23 protein-coding genes and 1 tRNA gene are annotated in these 23832 nt (G+C 64.8%); 10 read left to right on the forward strand and 14 right to left on the reverse strand.

What is annotated here, in order from left to right:
- The first annotated feature begins 32 nt into the window (after positions 1–32).
- On the forward strand, positions 33–308 hold the full coding sequence (locus GGD67_RS10415) for a metal-sensitive transcriptional regulator (RefSeq protein ID WP_007598521.1): 276 nt from the start codon (positions 33–35) through the stop codon (positions 306–308).
- A gap of 257 nt (positions 309–565) precedes the next feature.
- Here the strand turns inward: GGD67_RS10415 and GGD67_RS10420 are convergent, their stop codons facing one another.
- The gene (locus tag GGD67_RS10420; protein WP_179732524.1) at positions 566–1543 is read right to left on the reverse strand and encodes a YiiX/YebB-like N1pC/P60 family cysteine hydrolase; all 978 of its coding nucleotides are present in this window, start codon (positions 1541–1543) and stop codon (positions 566–568) included.
- 192 nt (positions 1544–1735) lie between these two features.
- Here GGD67_RS10420 and GGD67_RS10425 point away from each other — a divergent pair, with 192 nt between their 5' ends.
- Positions 1736–3124, forward strand: a complete 1389-nt coding sequence (locus GGD67_RS10425) for an NAD(P)/FAD-dependent oxidoreductase (protein ID WP_179732526.1) — start codon at positions 1736–1738, stop codon at positions 3122–3124.
- Positions 3125–3303: 179 nt separating this feature from the next.
- On the opposite strand, the gene GGD67_RS10430 is transcribed toward GGD67_RS10425, so the two are convergent.
- From GGD67_RS10430 to pheS, 4 genes are all read right to left on the reverse strand, one after another.
- Complete coding sequence (locus tag GGD67_RS10430) at positions 3304–4074, reverse strand: sulfite exporter TauE/SafE family protein (RefSeq protein ID WP_179732527.1); 771 nt, start codon at positions 4072–4074, stop codon at positions 3304–3306.
- Positions 4075–4127: 53 nt separating this feature from the next.
- Positions 4128–6536, reverse strand: coding sequence for a phenylalanine--tRNA ligase subunit beta (gene pheT / locus GGD67_RS10435; RefSeq protein WP_179732529.1), 2409 nt, complete (start codon positions 6534–6536; stop codon positions 4128–4130).
- A complete protein-coding gene (locus tag GGD67_RS10440; protein WP_179732531.1) occupies positions 6533–6997 on the reverse strand; it encodes an endonuclease domain-containing protein in 465 nt (154 codons plus the stop codon). The genes pheT and GGD67_RS10440 overlap by 4 nt, the downstream gene beginning before the upstream one ends.
- 80 nt (positions 6998–7077) lie before the next feature.
- Complete coding sequence (gene pheS / locus GGD67_RS10445; protein WP_179732533.1) at positions 7078–8160, reverse strand: phenylalanine--tRNA ligase subunit alpha; 1083 nt, start codon at positions 8158–8160, stop codon at positions 7078–7080.
- A 144-nt stretch (positions 8161–8304) separates the two neighbouring features.
- On the opposite strand from pheS, the gene GGD67_RS10450 reads away from it, so the two are divergent.
- A complete protein-coding gene (locus tag GGD67_RS10450; RefSeq protein ID WP_179733038.1) occupies positions 8305–8724 on the forward strand; it encodes a hypothetical protein in 420 nt (139 codons plus the stop codon).
- An 11-nt stretch (positions 8725–8735) separates the two neighbouring features.
- Here the strand turns inward: GGD67_RS10450 and rplT are convergent, their stop codons facing one another.
- Both rplT and rpmI read right to left on the reverse strand, forming a co-directional pair.
- Positions 8736–9095, reverse strand: a complete 360-nt coding sequence (rplT, locus tag GGD67_RS10455; RefSeq protein ID WP_027561620.1) for a 50S ribosomal protein L20 — start codon at positions 9093–9095, stop codon at positions 8736–8738.
- A gap of 80 nt (positions 9096–9175) precedes the next feature.
- The gene (gene rpmI, locus GGD67_RS10460) at positions 9176–9376 is read right to left on the reverse strand and encodes a 50S ribosomal protein L35 (protein WP_008143958.1); all 201 of its coding nucleotides are present in this window, start codon (positions 9374–9376) and stop codon (positions 9176–9178) included.
- A gap of 270 nt (positions 9377–9646) precedes the next feature.
- On the opposite strand from rpmI, the gene GGD67_RS10465 reads away from it, so the two are divergent.
- On the forward strand, positions 9647–10051 hold the full coding sequence (locus GGD67_RS10465; protein ID WP_179732535.1) for a hypothetical protein: 405 nt from the start codon (positions 9647–9649) through the stop codon (positions 10049–10051).
- A 112-nt stretch (positions 10052–10163) separates the two neighbouring features.
- On the opposite strand, the gene infC is transcribed toward GGD67_RS10465, so the two are convergent.
- Entirely contained in the window at positions 10164–10703 is a 540-nt protein-coding gene (gene infC, locus GGD67_RS10470) for a translation initiation factor IF-3 (protein ID WP_080670072.1), read from the reverse strand.
- 246 nt (positions 10704–10949) lie between these two features.
- Here infC and GGD67_RS10475 point away from each other — a divergent pair, with 246 nt between their 5' ends.
- Together GGD67_RS10475 and GGD67_RS10480 are read left to right on the forward strand one after the other, a co-directional pair.
- The gene (locus tag GGD67_RS10475) at positions 10950–11738 is read left to right on the forward strand and encodes a carboxylesterase (protein ID WP_179732536.1); all 789 of its coding nucleotides are present in this window, start codon (positions 10950–10952) and stop codon (positions 11736–11738) included.
- A 28-nt stretch (positions 11739–11766) separates the two neighbouring features.
- Positions 11767–12234, forward strand: a complete 468-nt coding sequence (locus GGD67_RS10480) for a nuclear transport factor 2 family protein (protein ID WP_179732538.1) — start codon at positions 11767–11769, stop codon at positions 12232–12234.
- 51 nt (positions 12235–12285) lie between these two features.
- On the opposite strand, the gene GGD67_RS10485 is transcribed toward GGD67_RS10480, so the two are convergent.
- From GGD67_RS10485 to GGD67_RS10495, 3 genes are all read right to left on the reverse strand, one after another.
- On the reverse strand, positions 12286–13083 hold the full coding sequence (locus GGD67_RS10485) for an acyl-CoA thioesterase domain-containing protein (protein ID WP_179732540.1): 798 nt from the start codon (positions 13081–13083) through the stop codon (positions 12286–12288).
- 199 nt (positions 13084–13282) lie between these two features.
- Positions 13283–14458 carry a tRNA epoxyqueuosine(34) reductase QueG gene (queG, locus tag GGD67_RS10490; RefSeq protein WP_179732542.1) on the reverse strand — a complete coding sequence of 392 codons (1176 nt, stop codon included), beginning with the start codon at positions 14456–14458 and terminating at the stop codon, positions 13283–13285.
- Positions 14407–15099, reverse strand: coding sequence for a glutathione S-transferase family protein (locus tag GGD67_RS10495; protein WP_018323471.1), 693 nt, complete (start codon positions 15097–15099; stop codon positions 14407–14409). Before GGD67_RS10495 ends, queG begins: the two co-directional genes overlap by 52 nt.
- A gap of 169 nt (positions 15100–15268) precedes the next feature.
- On the opposite strand from GGD67_RS10495, the gene GGD67_RS10500 reads away from it, so the two are divergent.
- From GGD67_RS10500 to GGD67_RS10510, 3 genes are all read left to right on the forward strand, one after another.
- Positions 15269–16075, forward strand: coding sequence for an undecaprenyl-diphosphate phosphatase (locus tag GGD67_RS10500; RefSeq protein WP_179732544.1), 807 nt, complete (start codon positions 15269–15271; stop codon positions 16073–16075).
- Positions 16076–16261: 186 nt separating this feature from the next.
- Positions 16262–17587, forward strand: a complete 1326-nt coding sequence (locus GGD67_RS10505; protein WP_179732546.1) for an FAD-binding oxidoreductase — start codon at positions 16262–16264, stop codon at positions 17585–17587.
- A gap of 3 nt (positions 17588–17590) precedes the next feature.
- Complete coding sequence (locus GGD67_RS10510; protein WP_179732548.1) at positions 17591–18331, forward strand: SDR family oxidoreductase; 741 nt, start codon at positions 17591–17593, stop codon at positions 18329–18331.
- Positions 18332–18485: 154 nt separating this feature from the next.
- Here GGD67_RS10510 and GGD67_RS10515 read toward each other — a convergent pair whose 3' ends face one another.
- On the reverse strand, positions 18486–19451 hold the full coding sequence (locus GGD67_RS10515) for a complex I NDUFA9 subunit family protein (RefSeq protein ID WP_179732550.1): 966 nt from the start codon (positions 19449–19451) through the stop codon (positions 18486–18488).
- Between the two features lie 151 nt (positions 19452–19602).
- Between GGD67_RS10515 and GGD67_RS10520 the strand changes: the two genes are divergently transcribed.
- A tRNA-Leu gene (locus GGD67_RS10520) sits at positions 19603–19689 on the forward strand.
- Positions 19690–19806: 117 nt separating this feature from the next.
- On the opposite strand, the gene GGD67_RS10525 is transcribed toward GGD67_RS10520, so the two are convergent.
- Entirely contained in the window at positions 19807–21078 is a 1272-nt protein-coding gene (locus tag GGD67_RS10525) for an MFS transporter (RefSeq protein WP_179732551.1), read from the reverse strand.
- Between the two features lie 102 nt (positions 21079–21180).
- On the reverse strand, positions 21181–23781 hold the full coding sequence (locus tag GGD67_RS10530) for an AAA family ATPase (protein ID WP_312013676.1): 2601 nt from the start codon (positions 23779–23781) through the stop codon (positions 21181–21183).
- Between the last annotated feature and the right edge of the window lie 51 nt (positions 23782–23832).

Genomic DNA, 23832 nt, shown 5'->3' on the forward strand with positions numbered 1-23832 from the left:
CAACCCATACCCGGTAGGGGTATATAGACCCCATGCGCAAGGACATCAAGGCATCTGTCGGAAAACGCCTCGGCCGGATTGAAGGTCAGGTTCGCGGCCTCTCGAAAATGGTAGAGGAGGACCGCTACTGCATCGACATCGTGACGCAGATCTCGGCGGTGCGAGCCGCACTGCGCCGGGTCGAGGAGGAGGTCCTGAAGGACCACGTCGCCCATTGCGTCGAGCACGCGATCGCGAGCGGCGACAAGGCCGACCAACGCGAGAAGATCGCGGAGCTGATGGCGGTGATCGGGCGGGCGGAGCGGTAGGTCTTTACTCCCGTCCTTGCGAGCGAAGCAATCCAGACTGTCCCCGAGGAAGTAGTCTGGATTGCTTCGTCGCAAGAGCTCCTCGCAATGACGGTTGCTGAGGTGCTCGCGCCACACTCACAGGCGTCGTCCCCGCGAACGCAACGACCCATAACCCCAGGGAAGGGTTTGACGAAGACTGGGAGTTCCGGATTTCTACCGTGCGCAGCCGATAGATCACGCGGTATAGGTCCCTGCTTTCGCAGGGACGACAGCCGTTACGCCGCCCTCTCGCGCACCCGGCCACGGCGCCTCGGGCGGTACATCGCCAGCTTCTTCAGCAGCGGGACATGCCCGGGAACGCGTTCAGACGTCCCCGCAAGGCACTCACTCATTTGCGCAGCCGGAATTTCAGCCGGCGCTTCTTGGTCAACCGCCTCAGGAACGAGCGGCGGCGCACTGATCGTTTCTGGAAACACACTGAATGTGCCCGCTACCTCCTCGAGCGGCTTCTGCTTGTCGGCCCAGTGCAGGGCGGTGTAGTCGAACCCGTGCACGATGGTGGGTTTGACGACTTCGAAATAGGGCGAGATGTCGAAGTCGCGGGGCATGTAGAGCGAGGAATCGCGGATGTGCAGGATCTCGCGGCGGGCCGCGCGGCTGCCGGCCTTGGTGATCTTCGGCAGGATCGGATAGCGCACCGCGTCGAACGCCTGTGCGATCAGCGCCGAGCAGATGATCTTGGTGGGATCGCCCGAGCCGATCGCGATCATGCGTCGCCGCCAGCGCTGCGGCACCGGCAACGGGAACAGAAAGCGCATGAGGTCGACGATGTTCTTGGTGTCGTAGCCGAAGCCGATGCGGTTGATCGCATAGCGGCAGACGGTGGTGCGGTCCTCGTAGGACAGCCCGACCGGGCGGCAGACCCGGGTGTGATAGGGGAAATATTTCGACAGTGGGGCCGAGGTGACGCCTTCGCCGATATTGGCCTCGATCAGCACATGCGGTTCGCCGTCAGGCTCCGCGGCGCCCTCGACCGGGCCGACATAGAGCGCGGCATGCGACCAGGTCGACTGCGTCAGATATTTGATGATGCCGGAGATGCGGTTGTTGCCCTCGACCAGCAGCACGTCGCCGGGCTCGATCACGCCGCGCAGGTGCTCCGGGTCACTCGGCGTGAACGGCTCGTAGCCCGGCACCTCCTTGGAGAGGTACGCGGCAATCAGCTTGCCGACTGAATCTAGGACCGTCCCCATTTCCAACTCCCCCCACGGCCTTTTGCGGCCGTCTTTTTCCCTTCTCTATCATGGTCGAAACGTGTTGCAATTCGGTTCATCACTCCGTGACATCAAGCACGATTGATTCACCATGATGGTTGCCGTGCAACATCAGATGCGGCAAGGTTCGCTGACTGTTCCCGTTCGCCGCAAGTCCTCGGAAACCATGACATGACAATCACGCGCCGCGGTTTCCTTGTCGCGTCGGCGGGCCTTGCCGCGATGCCGGTCCTGCGCGCATCCGCCGCGCCCCTGCCGCGCGAGGCCGACATCGTCGTGATCGGTGCGGGAGCCGCGGGAATCGCTGCGGCGCGGCGCATCATGGCGACGGGCCGCAAGGTCGTCGTGATGGAAGCGGCATCGCAAGTCGGCGGCCGCTGTATCACCGACAGCACAACCTTCGAGGTGTCGTTCGACCGCGGCGCACGCTGGATGCACAATCCCGACACCAATCCGATGATCCGGCTGGCGCGCAGTGTCGGGCTGGACGTGCTGCCGGCGCCATCGGGCCAGAAGATGCGCATCGGCCGCCGTAACGCGCGCGCGGGCGAGACCGAGCAATTCCTGGCGGCGCTGGTGCGCGCCAACCGCGCCATCGACGATGCCTCGCGGGCTAAGCTGGATACCTCTTGCGCCTCCGTGCTGCCGAAGGATCTCGGCGACTGGGCCGGCGCGGCCGAGTTCATGCTGGGCGCGGGCTTTGCCGGCAAGGACCTGAAGGATCTGTCCGCGATCGATAAGGGACGCGCGCAGGATCGCAACGCGGCGATCGCCTGCCGTCAGGGTCTGGGCACGCTGATCACCAAACTCGGGGAGCAGGCGCCGGTGGCGCTGTCGACGCCGGCGAGCCGCATCAGTTGGAGCAACCGCGACGTCAGCGTTGAGACGCCAGCCGGCAAGATCGCCGCACGCGCCGCCATCGTCACGGTCTCGACCAACGTGCTGACATCGGGCGCGATCAAGTTCACGCCCGACATTCCCAAACGCACGCTGGACGCGGCGTCGAAGCTCGGCCTCGGCAGCTATGATCGCATCGTGCTGCAATTGCCCGGCAATCCGCTCGGCCTGTCGCGCGACGATATCCTCATCGAGCAAAGCAATTCGACACGCACGGCGCTGATGTTCGCCAACATCGGCGGCTCCTCGCTGTGCTCGATCGACGTTGGCGGCGCGTTCGGCCGCGATCTCTCCGAGCAGGGTGAGAAGGCGATGGTCGCCTTCGCCAGGGAATGGATCACGAAATTGTTCGGTAGCGAGGCTGCGGCTGCCATCGGGAAGACCAGCGCTACGCGCTGGAACGCCTCGCCCCACGTCCTGGGTGCGATGTCGGCGGCTTCCCCTGGCGGTCAGCTGTCGCGCAAAATCCTGAGCGAGCCGATTGGCAATGTGTTCCTCGCCGGCGAAGCTACGCACGAGACGCTGTGGGGCACCGTCGACGGCGCCTGGGAAAGCGGCGAACGCGCCGCGGACGCAGCCTTGCGCAAGATCGGTGCGCTCAAGGACGATTCGGCGGATGTGCCGACGCAGTCGACGAAGAAGCGCCGCGTGCCGCGGCAGTAAGCCAGTCAAGCCGCCAAACACTCCGCCGTCGTCCCTGCGAACGCAGGGACCCATAACCACAGGGAGACGTTTGACGATGCCTCGCAGTTGAGAGATCGTCGTCGGGACTGTCACTTGTGTCTTATCGATAGATCACGCGGTATGGGTCCCTGCGTTCGCAGGGACGACAGCGGAGATAATCAGCGCAACACCCCGTCCAGCACCGGCAGTCCCGCGATCACCGCCATCGCGATCAGACCATAGCAAATCGCGCGAAACACCCGCTCGCTGGCGCGGCCGAACAGCGAGGCGCCGAATGCGACGCCGATCGCATAGACCGGGCCGACGATCAGCGAGAGCGCGAGCGATTCGCGGCTGATCAGCCCCGTGGCCGCGTAGCTGATCATCGAGAAGAAGTCAGACGCGCCGAAGAACAGCACGATGTTGGCGCGCGCGACGATCGGCGCGATCGGGCGGCCGAGCCAGTAGCCGACGATCGGCGGGCCGCCGGTCTGCGCGAGACCGCTGCAGAAGCCGGAGAGGCCGCCGATGCCGACCGAAAGCCAGGTGTGGTCCTTGCCACGATAGCGCCAGCCCGACAGCAGCAGGAGCAACAGCGCCGCGACGAAGCAGGAGATGATCCAGCGCGTGGTGACGGGTTCGAGTACGCTGAGAAAGTATGTGCCGACGGGCACGCCGACCAGCGCGCCCAGTACAATCACCGCGGTCGCCTTGCGGTCCGCCTTCCGCCACGCGTCCGGCAGCAGCGGCGCCGCCGCGACGAAATCGATCACCAGAAGCAAGGCGGCGACGAGCCGTGGCGCAGCAATGCTGCTTGCCAGCGGCATGAAGATCAGCGCCGAGCCGAAGCCCGAGAAGCCGCGTGCAGTGCCGGAAACGAAGGCGACGGCGCAGAGCGCCATCGCAATGGTGAGGCTGACGTCCTTCGGAAGGAAGTCCGCAAGGGTCATGCTTTATTTCCGGAGCATGATGTTGTCCGAAACCCGCTTCGCACTTTTCGGCATCATGCTCTCAGCGTGCCGCCGGTCTTCTTCGTGACCTCGGCCACGACCTTCGCCGCGACAGCCTCGATCTCCTGATCGGTCAGCGTCTTCTCGCGCGGCTGGATCGTCACCGCGATTGCGATCGACTTCTTGTCGTCGTCGATGCCCTTGCCCTCGTAGACGTCGAACACGTTCACGCCGGTGATCAGCTTCTTGTCGACACCCTGCGCGGCGCGCACGATGTCGCCCGCCTTCACGGTGCGATCGACGATGAAGGCGAAGTCGCGCGTGACGGGCTGGAATGCCGAGAGCTCGATCAGTGGCTTGGCGCGGGTCGGCTTCTTCTTCGCTTCCGGAATACGGTCGAGGATCACCTCGATCACCATCAGCGGGCCGTCGGCGCCGAGCGCCTCGAGCGCTCTGGGATGTACCTCGCCGAAATGGCCGAGCACGTTCTGCGGTCCGATCTGGATCGTGCCGGAACGGCCCGGATGCAACCATGCCGGACCGCCGGCGACGATTTGCAGCGCCTGCATCGGCGCACCGGCCGCAGCCAGCACAGCCAGCGCGTCCGCCTTGGCGTCGAACACATCAGCCTGGGCCGAGCCCGACCAGTGCCGTCCAAGACCTTCAGAAGAGGCAAAGCCGCGGCGCACGCCGCTCGCCGCCATGAACTGATCCTGTGGGCGATCGCCCTTGAAAATTTGGCCGACTTCAAACAGCGCGACATCGCTGACGCCGCGATTGGCGTTGGCCTGTGCGGCCGCGATCAGGCCCGCGAGCAGCGTCGGGCGCATGTCGGAGAGATCAGACGCGATCGGGTTGGCGACTTCGAGCTCGCGCTGGCCGCCGCCGAACAATTTTGCCGCGGACTTCGTGATGAAGGACCAGGTCACCGCTTCGATGATGCCGCGGCTCGCGAGCGCGCGCCTGGCGCGCCGGGTGCGCAGCTGCAGCGGCGTCAGCACCGGTTTGCGCGCGTCCTCGCCGCGCTCGAACGGCGTCATCGGCACCTTGTCGACGCCGTAGATGCGGACGATCTCCTCGACGATGTCGGCCTTGCCGTGCACATCCGTGCGCCACGAGGGCACCGCGACCTTCACCACCGGGCCGGGGCCCGCCATCATGAAGCCGAGATGGGTCAGGATGCGCTTCATCTCGACCTGCGGCACCTCGATGCCGGAGAGACGCTTGACCTCGGTCACGGGGAAATCGATCACCCGGTCGTCGCCAAAGGCCTTGCCGACCACGACGGTCTCGGACGGCGTGCCGCCGCACATCTCCATCACCAGCTTGGTCGCCAGCTCCAGCCCCGGCACCATGAAGGCCGGATCGACGCCGCGCTCGAAGCGGTAGCGCGCGTCCGAATTGATGCCGAGCTTGCGGCCGGTCTGGGCGATGTTGATCTCGTTCCACAGCGCCGATTCGATCAGCACGTCGGTGGTATCATCGTCGCAGCCGGAGGCTTCGCCGCCCATGATGCCGGCGAGCGATTCGACGCCGTGCTCGTCCGCGATCACGCAAATGGCGGGATCGAGATTGTAGGTGCGACCGTCGAGCGCCAGCAGCGTCTCGCCGTCACGCGCGCGGCGCACGACGAGATTGCCTTTCACCTTCCTGGCGTCGAACACGTGCAGCGGCCGCGCGCGGTCGTAGGTCATGAAGTTGGTGATGTCGACCAGCGCGTTGATTGGGCGCAGTCCGATTGCGGTCAGCCGCTTCTGCAGCCATTCCGGCGACGGACCGTTCTTGACGCCGCGAACGAGGCGCAGCGCGAAGCCCGGACACAGCGTGGAATCCTCGACCGTGACCTTCACGGGACAAGGGAATTCGCCCTTGATCAGCTTGATCGCGGGATCCCTGAACTTGCCCATGTCGGCGGCGGCAAGGTCGCGCGCGATGCCGTGCACGCCGGTGCAGTCCTGCCGGTTCGGCGTCAGGTTGATCTCGACCACGGGATCGCCAAGCGCGGCCCATTCGGCATAGCCGGCGCCAACAGGCGCATCCGCCGGCAATTCCATGATGCCGTCATGGTCGTTGGAGATCTGCAGCTCGGCCGCCGAGCACAGCATGCCGCGGCTCTCGACGCCGCGGATGGTGCCGACGCCCAGCGTGATGTCCTTGCCGGGAATGTAGGTGCCGGGCGGCGAGAACACGCTGACGAGACCCGCACGCGCATTCGGCGCGCCGCAGACGACCTGCACCGGCGCGCCGCCGTCACCGGTATCGACCATGCAGACGCGCAGGCGATCCGCATTCGGATGCTGCTCGGCCGAGATCACCTTCGCAATCGTGAAAGGCTTCAGCGCCTTCGCCTTGTCCTCGATGTTCTCGACCTCGAGCCCGATCATGGTGAGCTTCTCGGCGAGCTTGTCCAAGGGCTCGTCGGTCTCGAGATGATCCTTCAGCCAGGAGAGGGTGAATTTCATGGCTGTGTGCCTCGGCTCTTGTCGGTGGAGTTACTTTGGTCAGTGCTAGTGTTCCCTCCCCCCTTGTGGGGGAGGGTCAGGGAGGGGGGTGAGCCGCGGGCTCCGGCTGAAGTTGCCTGGCGAATTGCCTCAACAACTCCCTCAAGGTTCGACATCACCTGATCGTTGGTGAAGCGCAGAACCTGAAAGCCCTCGGCTGCGAAGAAAGCGTCGCGACGCTCATCCTTCCTCTGACGTTGCTCGAAATCGTGGGACTCTCCATCGAGCTCGATGATGAGCTTCGACGAGAAGCACACGAAATCGGCGATGTAGTTTCCGATTGGCGTTTGACGACGAATGCCAACACCATCCATGCGGTTAGCCTTCAAGTAGCGCCACAGCAGTGTTTCGGCGCGCGTCATCGACCGGCGAAGCTGTTTCGCCCGGCTGCGCTGACGCTCGTTCACAACTGCGTGCGGCATCCGCGGCTACCCCCCTCCCTGACCCTCCCCCACAAGGGGGGAGGGAACGGAGAGAGTCTTCGCATGCACAATCATCGCCATCACGAGCTCAGCCCTCCAGCCAGCGTCGGCACCTCCAGCGGCTTGAAGCCGTAGTGGCTCAGCCAGCGGACGTCGCTGTCGAACAGCTGACGGAGGTCGGCGATGCCGTATTTCAGCATGGCGATGCGGTCGATGCCCATGCCCCAGGCGAAGCCCTGGTACTCGTCGGGGTCGATGCCGCAGGCGCGCAGCACGTTCGGATGCACCATGCCGCAGCCGAGAATCTCGAGCCAGTCCTCGCCCTCGCCGAAGCGGATCTCGCCCTTGTCGCGGCGGCACTGGATGTCGACTTCCAGCGACGGCTCGGTGAACGGGAAGAACGACGGTCGGAAGCGCATGTTGATATGGTCGACCTCGAAGAACGCCTTGCAGAACTCGTGCAGGATCCATTTGAGGTGGCCGAGATGCGAAGTCTTGTCGATGACGAGGCCTTCGACCTGGTGGAATTGCGGCGTGTGGGTCGCGTCCGAATCGATGCGGTAGGTGCGGCCCGGGCAGATCACGCGGATCGGCGGCTTCTGGCTCAGCATCGTGCGCACCTGCACCGGCGAGGTGTGGGTTCGCAGCAGCATACGCGAGCCGTCCTCCTTCGGATGGAAGAAGAAGGTGTCGTGCATCTCGCGCGCCGGATGGCCTTCCGGAAAATTCAGCTTGGTGAAGTTGTAATCGTCGGTCTCGATGTCGGGGCCTTCGGCAACCGAGAATCCCATGTCGGCGAAGATGGTGGTCAGCTCGTCCCAGACCTGGCTCAGCGGATGAATGCGGCCGGCTTCCGTCGGCGCATCGCGCAGCGGCAGCGTGACATCGACGGTCTCGGACGCGAGCCGCGCATCGAGCGCCGCCGATTTCAGCACGTCGCGACGGGCGGCGAGCGCCTGGGTGACCTCGTCCTTCGCCTGGTTGATCGCTGCGCCTTGCGTCTTGCGCTCGTCCGGCGACATCTTGCCGAGCGTTGCCAGCAAGGCTGAGATCGAGCCCTTTTTGCCGAGCGAGGCAACGCGGACGGCTTCGAGGGCCGCTTCGTCGCCGGCAGCACTGATCTGCGCGAGGATGGATTGAACGAGACTGGCGAGGTCGGACACGGTCGGATCCCTCAAACTTGCAAAAGGCTGCCGGGTTGTGGCCGCAGCCGGGGCGGAACGTCAAGCCGATTGGACGTCGTAAATGCGGGGCATTTGAACCGTAAAGGCATGGCTGGCACCAACCTGAACGCGAAGGAGGGGACGATGCGTTTGCGATCCTGCGTGGCCGGCCTGGCCCTGGTTCTCTTGGAAGGCTTTCTGGGAGGCGCGGCTCTCGCCGCCGAAGAATGCCAGGCCAAATCCACGTCGATGGATGACATCATCGTGGCCCTGAACGCGGCGCCGGGCTGCGAGCGTGCCATGAAGCAGTTCGAAGCCTGCGCATACGGCGCCAGCGGCGACGTACAGTTCGGTGAGGTGGTCGAGAAGAAGTGCGAGGCCGATTTCATCGGCCAGCTGCAGCCGCCACAGAAGCTCAGCTACCAACGCGAGTTGCGGGTCTGCGACCAGAAGTACCGGAGCAAGTCCGGCACCATGTATATCTCGGCCACGGCCTTCTGCCGGGCGGAGGTCGCCCAGCGCTACTCGCAACGTGCGCTGAAGGCCGGCAAAGCCGGCCGCTAGCGCCGCAGGGCTCAGGCGGCGAGCGCAGCCTTGGCCTTCTCGGCGATCGCCTGGAACGCCGCGGGCTCGCTGATCGCGAGATCCGACAGCACCTTGCGGTCCACGGTGATCCCGGACTTGGCCATGCCGTCGATAAATCGGCTGTAGGTCAGGCCGAACGGACGGACGGCAGCGTTGATGCGCTGGATCCAGAGCGCGCGGAAGGTCCGCTTCTTGCGCTTGCGATCACGGAACGCGTACTGCTGGGCCTTTTCCACGGCCGGCTTGGCGGCGCGGATGGTGTTCTTGCGGCGGCCGTAGAAACCCTTGGCGGCCTTGTAGACTTTCTTGTGCTTGGCGTGGGCGGTCACACCGCGTTTGACGCGAGACATGACAAAATCCTTCAGAGATGACTTTGGTTATCGGATTGCCGCGCAAGACGCGGCACGGTTGGCAATGATCGTGGACGCGATCAGGCGTTCGGCAAGAAGTACTTCTTGACGTTGTCGCCGTCGGTCTTGAACAGCACCGCGGTGCCGCGCAGCTGACGGATCTGCTTCTTCGTCCGCTTGATCATGCCGTGACGCTTGCCGCGATGGGCGAACATCACTTTGCCGGTGGCAGTCACCTTGAAGCGCTTTTTAGCGCCCGATTTGGTCTTCAGCTTGGGCATTTGGCTCTCCTAATGGCCACAGAGTTCCGCCCGCGAAGGCGGCTGGCCGTCAAAATGCTCGTTAGAGCGTTGATTGTGCTCAGGTTTTACGAACAAGCGCGAAACCCGCACGAAACACCGCCACGGCAGCCCTTAATCAGCCGGGCGATGAAGGCTGGGCTTATGACAGAGGACAGGCCGATTGGCAACGATGAACCGGCAGAACCAGCCCGGCGACTATTCGGAATTGCGACCCTCATGTCCAAGCCTGTCGCCTGGAGCAGGACCAAAATGGCCCATTTTTCCCGATCGCTTCCCTCTTTGACTGCTTTCGCCCGTCCGCGCCATCTGGCGCTTCTGGCCGTGCTCGCCACGGCCGCGCTGCCATCGACGGCCGATGCCCGCGTCGGCGGCTATGACGGCGTCTGGAATGTCACCTTCGCCACCACGCGGGGCAATTGCAGCTCCGGCTACAGCGTCCCCTTCACGGTGACCGGCAGCCGGGTGTCATCCGCCGGCGGCGGCCGGGTCTCCGGCAAGATCAATCGCGGCGGCGCCGTCGCGGTGCAGGTCTCGGTCGGGGCGTCCCATGCCAGCGGCGGCGGCCGGCTCGCCGGCGTGAACGGAGCCGGCTCGTGGAGAGGTGTCATTTCCGGTGACCAGTGCAGCGGCACCTGGCAGGCGACACGGACGTAGCTGTCGCCGGGAAAGCTGCTGCGCACCTCCCTGCCTGCAGGGAGGTGAAAACAAAACGGCCCGCCGGAGATCCGGACGGGCCGTTGAACTCTTGAGTTCCAAACAACCGGCGTCAGCGCGGCGCCAGAACCATGACGACCTGGCGTCCCTCGAACCTGGCGTCCTGCTCGACCTTGGCGAGCTCGGCGACGTCGGTCTTGATCTTGTCGAGCAGCTTGGTGCCGATCTCCTGATGCGCCATTTCGCGACCGCGATAGCGCAGCGTGATCTTGACCTTGTCGCCCTCTTCGAAGAACCGCTGCATCGCGCGCATCTTCACGTCGTAATCGTGGTCGTCGATCATCGGGCGGAGCTTGATCTCCTTGATCTCGACGATCTTCTGCCGCTTGCGGGCTTCAGCGGCTTTTTTCTGGGCCGAATACTTATACTTCCCGTAGTCCATGATCTTGCAGACGGGAGGGCTGACGTTCGGCGAGATCTCGACCAGATCCATGCCGGCTTCCTGGGCCATCCGGATGGCCATGACGGTCTCGACCGTGCCTTTGTTGTCACCGGCCTGATCGATCAGCTGGATCTGCGCATTGCGAATATCATCATTGATGCGCGGCCCATCTTTGCTGGCGACGGGCGGGGCTTTATTGGGACGGCGAATGGGTGGTTCTCCAAAGTTGTGAAAGAGGCTGCTATTTTGCAGGAAGATGCGTTTGCCGGCAAGCAATTCGCTCCTGCGCGAAACGAAAAACCCTCAAATGCGAGGTATTTCGGCCACGCCTGGGCACGCTGACCGACATAGACACCTTGCTTCCGTTCCGCAAGCGTCCCAAAGGGACAATGCCGGTCTCCGGCGCTGCGGAAGACGACCCGACAGCTCAAACCGCGCAGCCAGGTTAAACGTTCCATGAGCCATGCAATTCCCGATGCCGTACTCGATACCATCGACGTGGGTGAGGGCCCGTCAGCACGCAGGATCGCGGTGCGCAGCCGGCGCGGGCAGGGGCCCGGGCTGGTCTGGCTCGGCGGATTCAAATCGGACATGCAGGGCAGCAAGGCCCTGGCACTGGACGCCTGGGCCCGGGATCACGGCCGCGCCATGGTCCGGTTCGACTATTCCGGTCACGGCGAATCCGGCGGCGATTTCGCCGATGGAACCATCGGACGCTGGCTGGAGGAGTGCGTGGCGGTGTTCGAACGGTTCTGCGATGGCCCGCAGGTCCTGATCGGCTCCTCCATGGGCGGCTGGATGGCCCTGCTGCTCGCGCGCGAGATCAGGAAGCGATCCGGCGCGGCCTCGCTCGCGGGCTTGGTGCTGATCGCGCCGGCGCCGGACTTCACCGAGGAGCTGATGTGGAAGAATTTTTCGCCGGCGGTGAAGCAGGAGATCGAGACCAAGGGTCTCTGGCTGCGGCCATCCGAATATGGCGACGGCTCGCCCTATCCGATCACGCGGAACCTGATCGAGGAAGGCCGCAATCATCTCGTGCTCGGCAGCGCCATCGATCTCGGCTGCCCGGTCCGCATCCTGCAAGGTGCGAAGGATCCTGATGTGCCCTGGCAGCACGCTTTTGCGCTGACGCATCGCCTGCCGGCCGACGACGTCGTGCTGACCATGATCCAGGACGGCGATCACCGCCTCTCGCGCCCGCAAGACATCGCGCGCATTCTTGCCGCGGTGGCTGAGATCGGGTGAAGTGCCTTCTTCCTTCAGGAGGCAATCAATGACCACCACCGCCATGCTGCGCGCCTTCTGCGATGCTGTCGAGCAGCGCAACGGCAAAGCGTTCGCCGAGCTGTTCACCGAGGACGGCGTCTATCACGATGTGTTCTACGGCGCCTTCGCCGGCCGTGAGAAGATCGCCGCGATGATCGACGACTGGTTCTATCGCGCCGCGACCGATTTCCGCTGGGACATGCACGATCCCGTCACCGACGGCACCACGCTCTATGCGCGCTACACTTTCAGCTATCGCTCCACCCTGCCGGAAGCTGGCGGCGCGCGGGCGATGTTCGAGGGCGTCGCGATCATGACGCTGAACGGCGGCAAGATCGTGAGCTATCACGAGGTCGCCAATACCGCGCCGGCATTCATCGACCTGAAGTTTGCACCGGAACGCATTGCCAAGCTCGTCGCCAAGCAGGGCGCGGCGCTGAAGGCGCGGCCGGAGATGCAGCGGCATCTCGCCTAGTCGTCATTCCGGGTTCAGCCCTGCGGGCTGCCCCGGAATGACGGCAAGCTCCTATCGCTTCGAAGGATTGGCCATCGGCTTGCGCTGCGCCAGCGCGGCCACCGTCGCGGTGCCGATCGGACCCTGTTCGTCATAAAGCCAGCATTCGCCGATCGCGACGCCGTCGGTGGCGTGATGGTTCACCACCTCGAAGCCGATCCAGCTCGTCACCGGCAGGCGATGCAGATAGATCGTCACGTCGCTGTTGATGTAGCCGAGCCCGTTGTCGCCGGCGTTGGCAAAGGGGCTGGCGAAATCCGCGCCGGTGGCAACGTGGACGAACGGCGTCATCGGCACGCCCGCGACGAGCTCGCGCACCTCGCTCATCCAGAGTTTTCGCGGACCGAGCGAGCCCATATGACCGACAATGGGGCGCGTCGTCCATTTGCCGTTCATGCCGAGCCTGGGATCGGTGGGTTTTGGAATGTCGGCCGGCTTCGGCACGTCCCAGTTCGGCGGCGACCAGACATTGCCATCAGGATTTTGCGTCTTGCGCAGCAGCTGGCACGAGGCCCGCGCCATGCTAACGCCGCCGGAGACGAATTCCGCTTCGACCACGCGGATGCGCAGGCCGTCACGCACGAGGCGCGTCGTTACCTCGATCGGCTTGTCGATGGTCGGCAGCCGAAACATGTCGACGGTGAGCCGCGCCGGCACCAATTCGGGACCCGAATGGCGCTCCTCGATGGCGAAGCCGAGCAGCCCGACGACGACGCGTCCATGCAGCGATTTCGGATCCCACGGACCATTGGCGGCTTCCGTCGGATGGAATGTATCGCCATCGCGGGTGAAGAAAGGCAGGTTTGTCATGCGTGCGAGATTGAAGAAACGCGCGGGGAAATCAAGGGTGGTGGTGCCGTCGTGAGAGTCAGGCCGCGCAAGCTATCGCCACAACAACTGGTGTCTTCGCCCGCGAAGGCGGGCGATCCAGACTCCGAGACCGCGGTGATTGAGTCGAGAAGCCGCGGCGTACTGGATTCCCCGCCTTCGCGGGGAATGACACGGAGGGTTAGGCGACGGTCTGCCACTCCTCGCGCACGCTGTCGTCGCGTTCGTGATCTAATGCAGCGCCCTTCATCGCCGCAAACTCTTCCCGTCCCAGCAACTGCCCCAGCGCCCACACCGCAGCGCCACGCACCAGCGGGCTCGCATCCTCCAGCAACCGTCGCGCTTCCTCGGCCAGCGCCGCCTCGCCCGAGTTACCAATCGCAATCAGCACATTCCGCAAGAACCGATCGCGACCAATGCGCTTCACTGGCGACTTCGTGAACAGCGCGCGGAACGCAGCGTCGTCGAGGCGTGCCAGCTCGGCGAGACCAGGCGCGCGCAATTCGCTGCGCGCGGTGAGCTTGGCCTCGCGCCCCTCCTGCGCGAACTTGTTCCAGGGACACGCCGCGAGGCAATCGTCGCAGCCATAGATGCGGTTGCCGATGGCTTTGCGAAACTCGTGCGGGATCGGTCCCCTGTTCTCGATGGTGAGATAGGAAATGCAGCGCCGCGCATCGAGCTTGTAGGGCGCGGGAAACGCCGCCGTCGGGCAGATGTCGAGACAGGCCTGGCACGAGCCGCAATGATCGATCTCGGCAGCGTCGCGCGGCAGTTCCAACGTGGTGTAGATCGCGCCGAGGAACAGCCACGAACCGAACTCGCGCGAGACGAGGTTGGTGTGCTTGCCCTGCCAGCCGAGACCCGCGGTCTGCGCCAACGGCTTCTCCATCACCGCGGCGGTGTCGACGAACACCTTCACGTCCGACGGCGCGGTCGCGACCAGCCAGCGCGCCAGCGCCTTCAGCCGCTTTTTTATGAGATCGTGATAGTCGTCGCCCTGCGCATAAACCGAGATCGCCGCGCGCGCGCGCTGCTCGAGAATCGCGAGCGGATCCTGGTCCGGGCCGTAATTGACCCCGAGCATGATCACCGAGCGCACGTCAGCCCACAGCCCGCGCGGATCGACACGACGCTCCGGCTGCGCGGCGAGCCAGTCCATGTCGCCATGACCGCCGGAGGCAATGAATTCCAGAAAGTATTTGCCGGCGCTCTCGATCGTGCCTGGCATCGTGATGCCGATGCAGTCGAAGCCGAGTGCCCGCGCCTCGCGCGTGAGCGCCGCCTTCAGTTCAGTCGGATCGGAGTTCAGAAATCCAGGTCCACGTAGGTCCGCGATGCCGGCACGCCGGCCAGCCATTCGCTCAGCAGCGGACGGAACGACGGGCGGGACTTCACCCGCGCGTACCACGCCTTTGCTGCGTCGTCCTCGCTCCATGGCACGTCGCCCAGATAGTCGATCGCCGAGAGATGCGCCGCGGCGGCGAGATCCGCGTAAGTGAGCCGGTCGCCGGCGAGGAAATTACGGGTCTGCGCCAGCCAGCCGATATAGGCCAGATGATAGCGCACATTGGCCTTGGCGGCGCGCATTACGTCGGCCGAGGGCGGCCCGCCGCCGTTCTCCTCGCTCATGAAGCGCTTGTAGATGCGCTCGGTGACGAGAGGATGCGAGACCTCCTCGAAAAATTTTTCGTTGAACCAGGCCATCAGCCGGCGAACCTCGACGCGCTCGCCGATGGATTCCGGCATCAGGCGCTTGGGTCCCATCTCGGCGCCATAGGCCTCGTCGACATATTCGGCGATGATCGCAGCGCCGGGGATCGGCGGCTGCTCGTCGTCCACCATCACAGGCGTCGTGCCTGCCGCATTGAGCAACAGAAACGCCTCGCGCCGCTCCCAGCTGCGCTCCTCGACCAGCTTGAGGTCGAGCCCGTATTCGCCCGCGATCAGGCGGATGAAACGCGAATGCGGACAGAACGGATGATGAAACAGCGTAAACATGAAGCCTTTGACTATTTGATGGTGCTTAAGATTCCATCAATGTTTGTGCGGCGCCACACTAGTCCTTCAAAACCGCGAGGCAAGGGCGTGATTTCGCATTTTGCGATTGCGGCATGGGGACGAATAGGCGAGAAGGGCCCCGCTTTTCCAGCCGAAATGGACCGTAAATATGTCAGACGCAATACGGGCAGTGATCCTCGGCATCATCGAGGGTGTGACCGAGTTCCTTCCCGTATCCTCGACCGGCCATTTGCTGCTCGCGGAACGCTTCTTCCATCTCGGCGAAGGCGCCTTCTGGGATTCGTTTACGGTTTTGATCCAGCTGGGTGCGATCCTCGCGATCGTCGGGCTGTACTTCAAGAAGCTCTGGGATGTCGTGATCGGCTTCTTCACGGGCGACACCTATTCGCGCCGCTTCGTGCTCGGCGTGCTGGTCGCGTTCCTGCCCGCTGTGATCGTCGGCCTCGTCGCCGGCAAATACATCAAGAGCGTGCTGTTCAATCCCTGGGTCGTGTGCTTCACGCTGATCGTCGGCGGCGCCATCCTGCTCTGGGTCGACAAGCTCGATCTCAAGCCGCGCGAGCATGACGCCACGAGGTTTCCGCTGCTGATGTATCTCTATATCGGCATCGCGCAGTGCGTGGCGATGATCCCGGGCGTGTCGCGTTCCGGCGCCAGCATCGTCGCCGCGATGTTCCTCGGCGCCGACAAGCGCGCGGCGGCGGAGTTCTCGTTCTTCCTCGCCATCCCCACCATGATCGGTGCGTTCGCCTACGACTTCTACAAGAGCCGCTCCGAGATGACGATGGACCATATGGGCATCGTCGCGATCGGCTTCGTGGTGTCGTTCATCACCGCGATCATCGTGGTCAAGACGTTCCTGGAATATGTCACCCGCCACGGCTTCGTGGTGTTCGCCTGGTGGCGCGTCATCGTCGGCACGCTCGGCCTGATCGCGCTGGCGCTGGGGCGGTAGGTGTAGGCCTGTAGCCCGGATGAAGCCCAGCGTAATCCGGGGCCAGCGTTCCTTGTGGCAGGGTCCCCGGATTGCGCTGCGCTCCATCCGGGCTACGACTCCACCAGGCCTTCAACGCAAAATAAGCTTTTGATCGGTAGTCAGTTCCAACGCCGGGCGGCGCGCGCCCGGCACAGGAGCTGAGCCATGACCCTTGTCAGCGGCTGGGGGCGCTTCCCGGTCGTCGATAGCGATGTGCTGCGCCCGCGCTCGTTCGCGGCGGTCGGCGAGGCTGTCTCCGCCGGCACCGTCGCGCGCGGCAATGGCCGCGCCTATGGCGATGCCGCGATCGGCGCCGTCAGGACCGTCACGATGACCGGCTTCGACCGGGTCAGGTCGTTCGATCCGGCAACCGGGCGCATCCGCCTGGAAGCCGGGGTTCTCCTGTCGGACCTGATCGACACCTTTGGCCCGCGCGGCTTCCTGCCCTTCGTCGTGCCCGGCACCCGCTTCGTCTCGGTCGGCGGCGCCATTGCGGCCGACGTCCACGGCAAGAACCATCATTGCGAAGGCGGCTTCGGCCGCTACGTCGACAGCCTCCTGCTGCGCACCGGGCAGGGCGAAGTCATCGAGGCCTCGCGCGAACAGAATTCCGACGCCTTCTTCGCGACCGTCGGCGGCATGGGCCTGACCGGCATCATCCTCGAAGCGACGATGCGGCTGCGCCGGGTCGAGACCGGGTGGATCCGCGAACGGGTGATCTCCGCGTCCGATCTCGATGCCGCGATGCGCGCGCTCGAGGCGGGGGATGCCGCGACCTATTCGGTGGCCTGGATCGATTGCGCGGCACGCGGGCGCGATCTCGGCCGTTCGCTGATCTATCTCGGCGAGCACGCGGGCAGGGGCGAACTGGCGGAAGGCGTCGATGCATTTCCGGTCGGCAAGGAGTCTCGCTTCAGCGTGCCGGTCGACCTGCCGTCGATGGCACTGAACCGCACCAGCGTCCGCGCCTTCAACGAGCTCTATTATCGCATGGGCGCGCGGCGCGCCGGCGGCAGCCATGTGGTCTCGCTCTATCCGTATTTCTTTCCGCTCGACAGCGTCGGTGAGTGGAATCGCATCTATGGCAAGCGCGGCTTCCTGCAGCATCAATGCGTGATCCCGCAAGCCGGCGCGCGCGCCGTGCTCGGCGATATCCTCGATCGCGTCGCACGGCGCGGCGATGCCTCCTTCCTCGCCGTGCTCAAGAAGCTCGGACAGGGCGACGGCATCCTGTCGTTCCCGCTGCCCGGCTACACGCTGGCGCTGGATTTTCCGGTGAAGGGCGACATCCTGAATTTCCTCGACGAGATCGATCGGCTGGTCGTCGCCTCCGGCGGCCGGCTGTATCTGGCGAAAGACGCACGCCAGTCGCGTGCGACCTTCGCGGCGAGCTATCCTGCCTTGCAGCGTTTCAACGCAATCCGCAAATCGCTTGATCCCGCCGGCAACATCCGCTCGAAACTTTCACAGCGTCTGTTTGATGAGGTCTAGGCCGTGACGTCACGCAAATCTGTCTTGGTGCTCGGCGGTTCCTCCGACATCGGCCGCGCCGCCGCGCGTGCCTTCGCCAAAGCCGGCTACGATGTCGGCCTCGCAGGCCGCGACGTCGCCGCGCTGGAACCTGACGCCGCCGATCTGCGCGCGCGCTACGCGATCGACGTCGGTCTCTACAAATTCGATGTGCTCGACACCGCCGCATTCGAGGGCTTTGTGAGCGGCCTGCCGGCATTGCCCGATGTCGTCATCTCGATCATCGGCCTCCTCGGCGTGCAGGAGAATGCCGAGAGCGACCTTGCCCACGCCACCGCGATCATGCGCTCGAACTACGAAGGGCCCGCGCTGATCCTCGGCCTGTTCGCCGAAAAATTCTTGGGCCGCGGCACCGGCACGCTTGTCGGCGTGTCGTCCGTGGCCGGCGATCGCGGCCGGGCCTCGAACTATGTCTATGGCTCGGCCAAGGCCGGCTTCTCCGCTTTCCTCTCCGGCCTGCGCGCCCGCGCCAGTCGTGGCGGCGTGCATGTCGTCACCGTCAAGCCCGGCTTCGTCCGCACCAAGATGACTGATGGCATGAAGCTGATCGGCCCGCTCACCGTCGAAGCGCCGGTGGTCGGCGATGCGATCCTCAGCGCCGTCGAGAACAAGACCGACGTCGTCTATGTCAGCGGCAAATGGCGCCTCGTGATGCTGATCATCAAGACGCTGCCGGAAGCGGTGTTCAAGAAGCTGAAGTTTTAAGTCGCCGGCCGCGCCGGTGGTGCACTCCCTCTCCCGCTTGCGGGGCTGGGGAGGGGGTAGCTCCGCGGGCGAGGACCCCCCAAGAGGAGAAGGCCCTCACCCGGATTGCTTCGCAATCCGACCTCTCCCGCAAGCGGGAGAGGTGACACCACCCTCACACGCTCATACGCTGGAACTGACCGGCAGCGCGGAAGCGCCAGAGATATTGTGGGGCGATCGCTTCCAGCGAATCCGGCGTAATGCCGAGCCCTTCCAGCGTGAGCCCGGCGGCCTTGGCCGCGTCCGACACCACATTGTCGCGCTCGAGCATCGTGACCTGGTCCGGCGTCAGCTTGAAGGCGCCCGGCGCGAATTGCAGGAAGTTCGCCTGGAAGCGGGCGAGGCCGAACGGCAGCGGGATCAGCGCCGGCTTGCGCGCGGTGATCTCGAGGATGGCCTCGATGATCTCGCGCATGGTCAGCACTTCCGGCCCGCCAAGCTCGTAGGTCGCGCCCGACTTGGCCTTGCCGTCGACGGCGTCCGCGATCGCGGTGGCGACGTCGCCGACATAGACCGGCTGCATCCTGGTCTCGCCGCCGATCAGCGGCAGCACCGGCGACATTCGGGCCAGCGCGGCGAACCGGTTGGTGAACTGGTCCTCGGGGCCGAACATCAGGGAGGGGCGGAAGATCGTCGCCGACGGCACCGCTTCCCTCACCGCGGCTTCGCCGGCCGCCTTGGCCTTGGCATATCGCGAGGGCGATTCGGCATCGGCCCCGATCGCCGAGACATGCACCAGGCTGGCGCCGGCCGCGGCCGCCGCCTTGGCGACGGTTTCGGCGCCCTTGGCCTGGACCGCGTCAAAGGTCTGCGCGCCGCTCTCGGTCAGGACGCCCACGAGGTTGATGACGACGTGCGAATCACGCAGCGCCGCCTCGACCGAGGCCGGATAGCGCAAATTCGCCTGCACGGTATGGACCTGCCCGACCTTGCCGGAGGGCTGGAGGTATCCGGCGAGTTCCGGCCGCCGCACCGCGACCCGGACCCGGTAATCCCGCTTGCACAGCGCGCGGACGACATTCCGGCCCAAAAACCCCGATCCGCCGAAAACCGTGACGAGCGTGTCCAGATTCGATGCCATGGGAGCCGTTCCTGCGGAAAAGAGTGCGTCTTGTCAGGCTTGTATCGGGCCGGTTTGCGATGCGCAATCGGCATCCCCAAACCCGGGTCACGCATGAATTGACAACGGCGTCACCGAACCGTAGTAACCGCCTCCGTGCCCCAAACGGCATGCCCAGGTGGTGGAATTGGTAGACGCGCTGGCTTCAGGTGCCAGTGGCTTAACGGCCGTGAAGGTTCGAGTCCTTTCCTGGGCACCATTTTGCGGAATTCGGACGCAAATTAAGACGGCTCCCGATCCGCGAAGATAGCGGAGCGGCGATTGCTGCATCGCCGTCGCGACGGTCCCCTGGTACGCCAGTTCGTCCCGTTTCCCCTCACACCACCCTTTTCCCCGTCCGCTCCGCCACCGCCTTCTGCACAAAATACATAGCTACCAGCGAGACGATCGCCGATGCTACGACGACGTAGCCGATCCGGTCGAAATGGATCAGCGAGCCGTCCGCCCCTTCCGCGATGATCGCGCCGGCGAGCACCGAGCCGAGGCCGCCGGAGAGCTGCTGCAGCGAGGCGCTGACCGCGCTGAACGAGCCGCGCTGGTCGGGATCCGGGATTGCGGACATCAGGGCCTGCGACGGGATCATGCGCGAGAAGATGCCGACGAACATCAGCACGTTGACGAGGATCGCGGTCACCAGCGTGACGTGGCCGAGATGGGTGTAGATCAGCACCATGATGACGGACACCACGCTGCCGAACACGAAGGTCGGGTATTTGCCGAACGCATCGCTTGCCCTTCCGACCAGCGGCCCCGTGACGATGCTGAACAGGCCTGAGACGAGATAGATCGTCGGCAGATGCGTGATGTCGATGCCGAGATTGTGCACGGTGAAGGCGCTGGAGAACGGCATCAGCATGTAGCCGCCGGTCGCCAGCAGCGTCGTGACGAAGAAGGCCAGCGTGTAGCGCGGCTGCCCGACGGTCGAGATCAGATGGTGGAACGGGTTCTTGTCCTGTTTCCGCTTCAGATGCGCGTCGACCGGCTCCATCGCGAAGGCGATGATGGCGATCGCCGCGATCGACACCACGACGATCGCAATGAAGCAGACGTGCCAGCTCCAGTGATTGGCGAGAAACAGGCCGGCGGGAATGCCGAGCACCTGGCTTGCTGCAAATGCGGTCTGGATGAAGCCCATCACGCGGCCGCGCAGATGCAGCGCGAACAGGTCGGTGACGATGGCGAGCACCACCGAGCCGATCACGCCGCCGAACAATCCGGTCACGATCCGGCCGAGCAGCAGCACATGATAATTCGGCGCGATCGCGCAGAGCAGGGTCCCGAGCGTGAAGCCGACATAGAAGAACAGCAGCAGGCGTTTGCGATCGAAGCGATCGGCAAAGCCGGCGGCCAGCACCCCCGAAATGCCCGCGCTGAACGCGTAGGCCGACACCGCGACGCCGAATTGGCCGGCCGTGATGTCGAGCGCGGGCATCAGGATGGCGCCGAGCGGCGACATGATGATGAAGTCGAGGATGATGGTGAACTGCGTGAACGCGAGCAGCGCGATGAGCAGGGACTGGTAGCGCGAAAGGCCGCGCGGACGGTCCGATTGATCGTCGATAGGCGCGGCGAGCGTCTGGTCGGTCATGGGGCTCGATTCACGGCGAGTGGAGGAAGAGACTGGCAGATGGGGTGAGCCGGGGCGAATTTCATCGGCCGCCGGCCGCTCGTTCCCTGGGGAACATGAAGCTCACACCGGGTTGTGGGATCCATGCAACAGGGAGTCCGGCAATCCGCTCAATTCCGCTTCGGCCTGCACCAGCCAGAACCGCATCTCCATCTCGCGGTACATCGTCGCCGCGGCGACAAGCTCGTCGCGAGCCTGGTCCGGGCATCCCGCCTTCAAATAGAATTTTCCGAGGCCGTGACGGCAGCGCGCAGCGAGCGGGCGGAGGTCGAGTTCATCGGCGAGCGCGAGCGCGGCTCTGAAGTGACCTTCGGCCTGGTCCGGGGAGCTGCCGCCGCTGGAAGCCTCGCCCAGAAGGCGCAGGGCGGCCGCCTCGCCGCTCCGCTGGCCATTTTCACGGGCCAGCGTCAGCGCCTGTCCGGCAGCCCTGAGAGCATCCGCCTGCCGGCCAGCCAACAGGTATGCTTCGCCCAAAGGCGACAGGAACAGCGCCTGGGCAAATCGATGCCCCATCTTCTCGAAGACCCTCAGCGCCTGCTCCATCAGCGGCAGGCCTTCGGCCGTTCGCCCCAGCAGGGCATAAGCGTGGCCAAGGCTGCCGGAATTGCCTGCGACGAGGAACGGCAGGTTCCACTCGCGCGCCACCGCCAGTCCGCGCTCCAGCACCACGACTGCGCGGTTCAGCTCTCCCCGGGACGCCAGCAGATCGGCAAAGCACCAGCTGACGATGCCGAGGCTGTAGGGGTGATCGACCGCCTCGGCGAGGCGTATGCCTTCCTCGCCGTGAGCGATCCCGCGCGCGAACTTGCCCTGGTCGGCATAGATGCGAGCGAGAAAACCGTGGGCGGTCACGGCCGGAAATCCGGCGAGGGAAAATTGCCGGAGGCGTGCGTCGCCGTCGAGCAGTTCCAGCACGTTGAGATAATGAGATTCCGACTCGCCGTAGTGCAGCGTCGAGAAGCAGGCGAGCCCGAGAAACAGCGATGCCGAGATGCGGTGCGAAAGCTCGCCGAGCTGCTCTGCGAGACGATGGGCATCCCGCCCGAACTTGACGGCGTCCTGTGGATGGCCGCTCAGGCTGAGGGTCTGGCACATGTGAACGGACGCGAGGCAAAGCCGTCCGGGATCGTCGAGATCTCTGGCCAGCGCTTCGGCCTCGCGAAGATAGCCGACGATGCGCGCGAACTGGCCAAGTGGAAACAGCGAGGTCTTCAGGTCGAACCTGAGATCGATCGCCTGCTCCATTGTGTCCCGGGTCTGCGGCAGCGTCGCGAGGCAGCGCAGCCCCCGTTCGAAGAAATTGGCCGCTTCGCGGTTGGCCCATCGCGCATGTGCGAGTCGCCCCGCCTTGATCCAGTGGTCGGTCGCCTCGCGGACCCGCCCGGCCTCGTCGAAATGAAGGGCAACGATCTCGGGTTGGGTTTCGGCCAGCGCCGGGAAGCTTTCGATGAGCGTGTTCGCGATATCCGCATGCAATTGCTGCCTGCGGCTCCTCAGCATCGCGACATAGGCGGCATCCTGGACCAGCGCGTGCTTGAACGTGTAGCTCGCCTGCGGCGGCGAGCCGCGACGACTGACGAGGCCGGAGGCCGTCAGCCGTTCAAGCGCGGCGTCCAGATCGACAGGGGGCAGCGCGGATATTGCAGCGATCAGCTCGTAGGAGAATTCCCGCCCGATCGAAGCGCCGATCGAAGCCACGTCCTTCACCGCGCCGAGCAGGTCGAGGCGAGCGGCCAGCGAGGCCTGCAACGTCGCCGGAATGGCGAGCGACCGCCGCGACCCCTCCAACCCTTCGCTATCGGATGCCTCGCGCAACAGCTCCTGCTCGATCAGCATGCGGGTCAACTCCTCGACGAACAGCGGGATGCCGTCGGCGCGCGACAGTATCTGCTCGACGACGGGCTCGGGGAGAGGCTTGCCTCCCGCGACGTCATCAATGATGCCGGCGCTGTCGCTGCGGCCAAGACGGCCGAGGGGCAGCAGCGTCACATGTGGCTGGCCGATCCAGGAAGGCTGGAATTCCGGCCTGATGGTGACAAGCAACAGCAGCGGCAGATTTGCGGCGCGAGCCGCGATCGCGTCGAGCAGGTCGAGCGATGTCGGGTCGATCCAGTGCGCGTCCTCGACCACGATCAGCCCCGGTGTCTGCACCGTTCCGGCTGAAAGCTGGTTGAGCAGCGCATTGAGGGTCATCTCCCGCTTCTCCTGCGGGGAGATCGCGAGGGCCGGATAGCGTCCGTCCGAGGGCACGCCGAGAAGTTCGGCGATCAGCGCGACATCGCGGGTCAGATTTTTCGTTGCGGGCGCGAGCAGGGCTTCCAGCCTGTCTATCCGTGCGTCGGCGCTGCTGCCGGGTTCGAAATCGGCAGCCCGTTCAAGCTGAACGATGAGCGGGTAGAGCGCGCTGTGCGCATGATGCGGAGAGCAATAATAGCGCAAGCGGCTGTGTTGCTCGTCCTCGAGCCTCGTCAACACGCTCTCGACGATGCGCGACTTGCCGATGCCGGGCTCGCCCGAGATCAGCACCACACGGCCCGCACCGGACTTCGCCTGATTCCAGCGACGCAGCAGCAGATCAATCTCTTCCTGGCGACCGACGAGCGCGGACAGTGAATCGGCGCGCCGCGCATCGAAACGGCTGAGGCCAACAGCCTCGCCGAGCACCTGCCACGCGGGCACCGGCTCTCGCAGTCCCTTGACCTCGATATCCGGAAG

The organism is Bradyrhizobium sp. IAR9 (assembly GCF_013408065.1).
Taxonomy (GTDB): domain Bacteria; phylum Pseudomonadota; class Alphaproteobacteria; order Rhizobiales; family Xanthobacteraceae; genus Bradyrhizobium.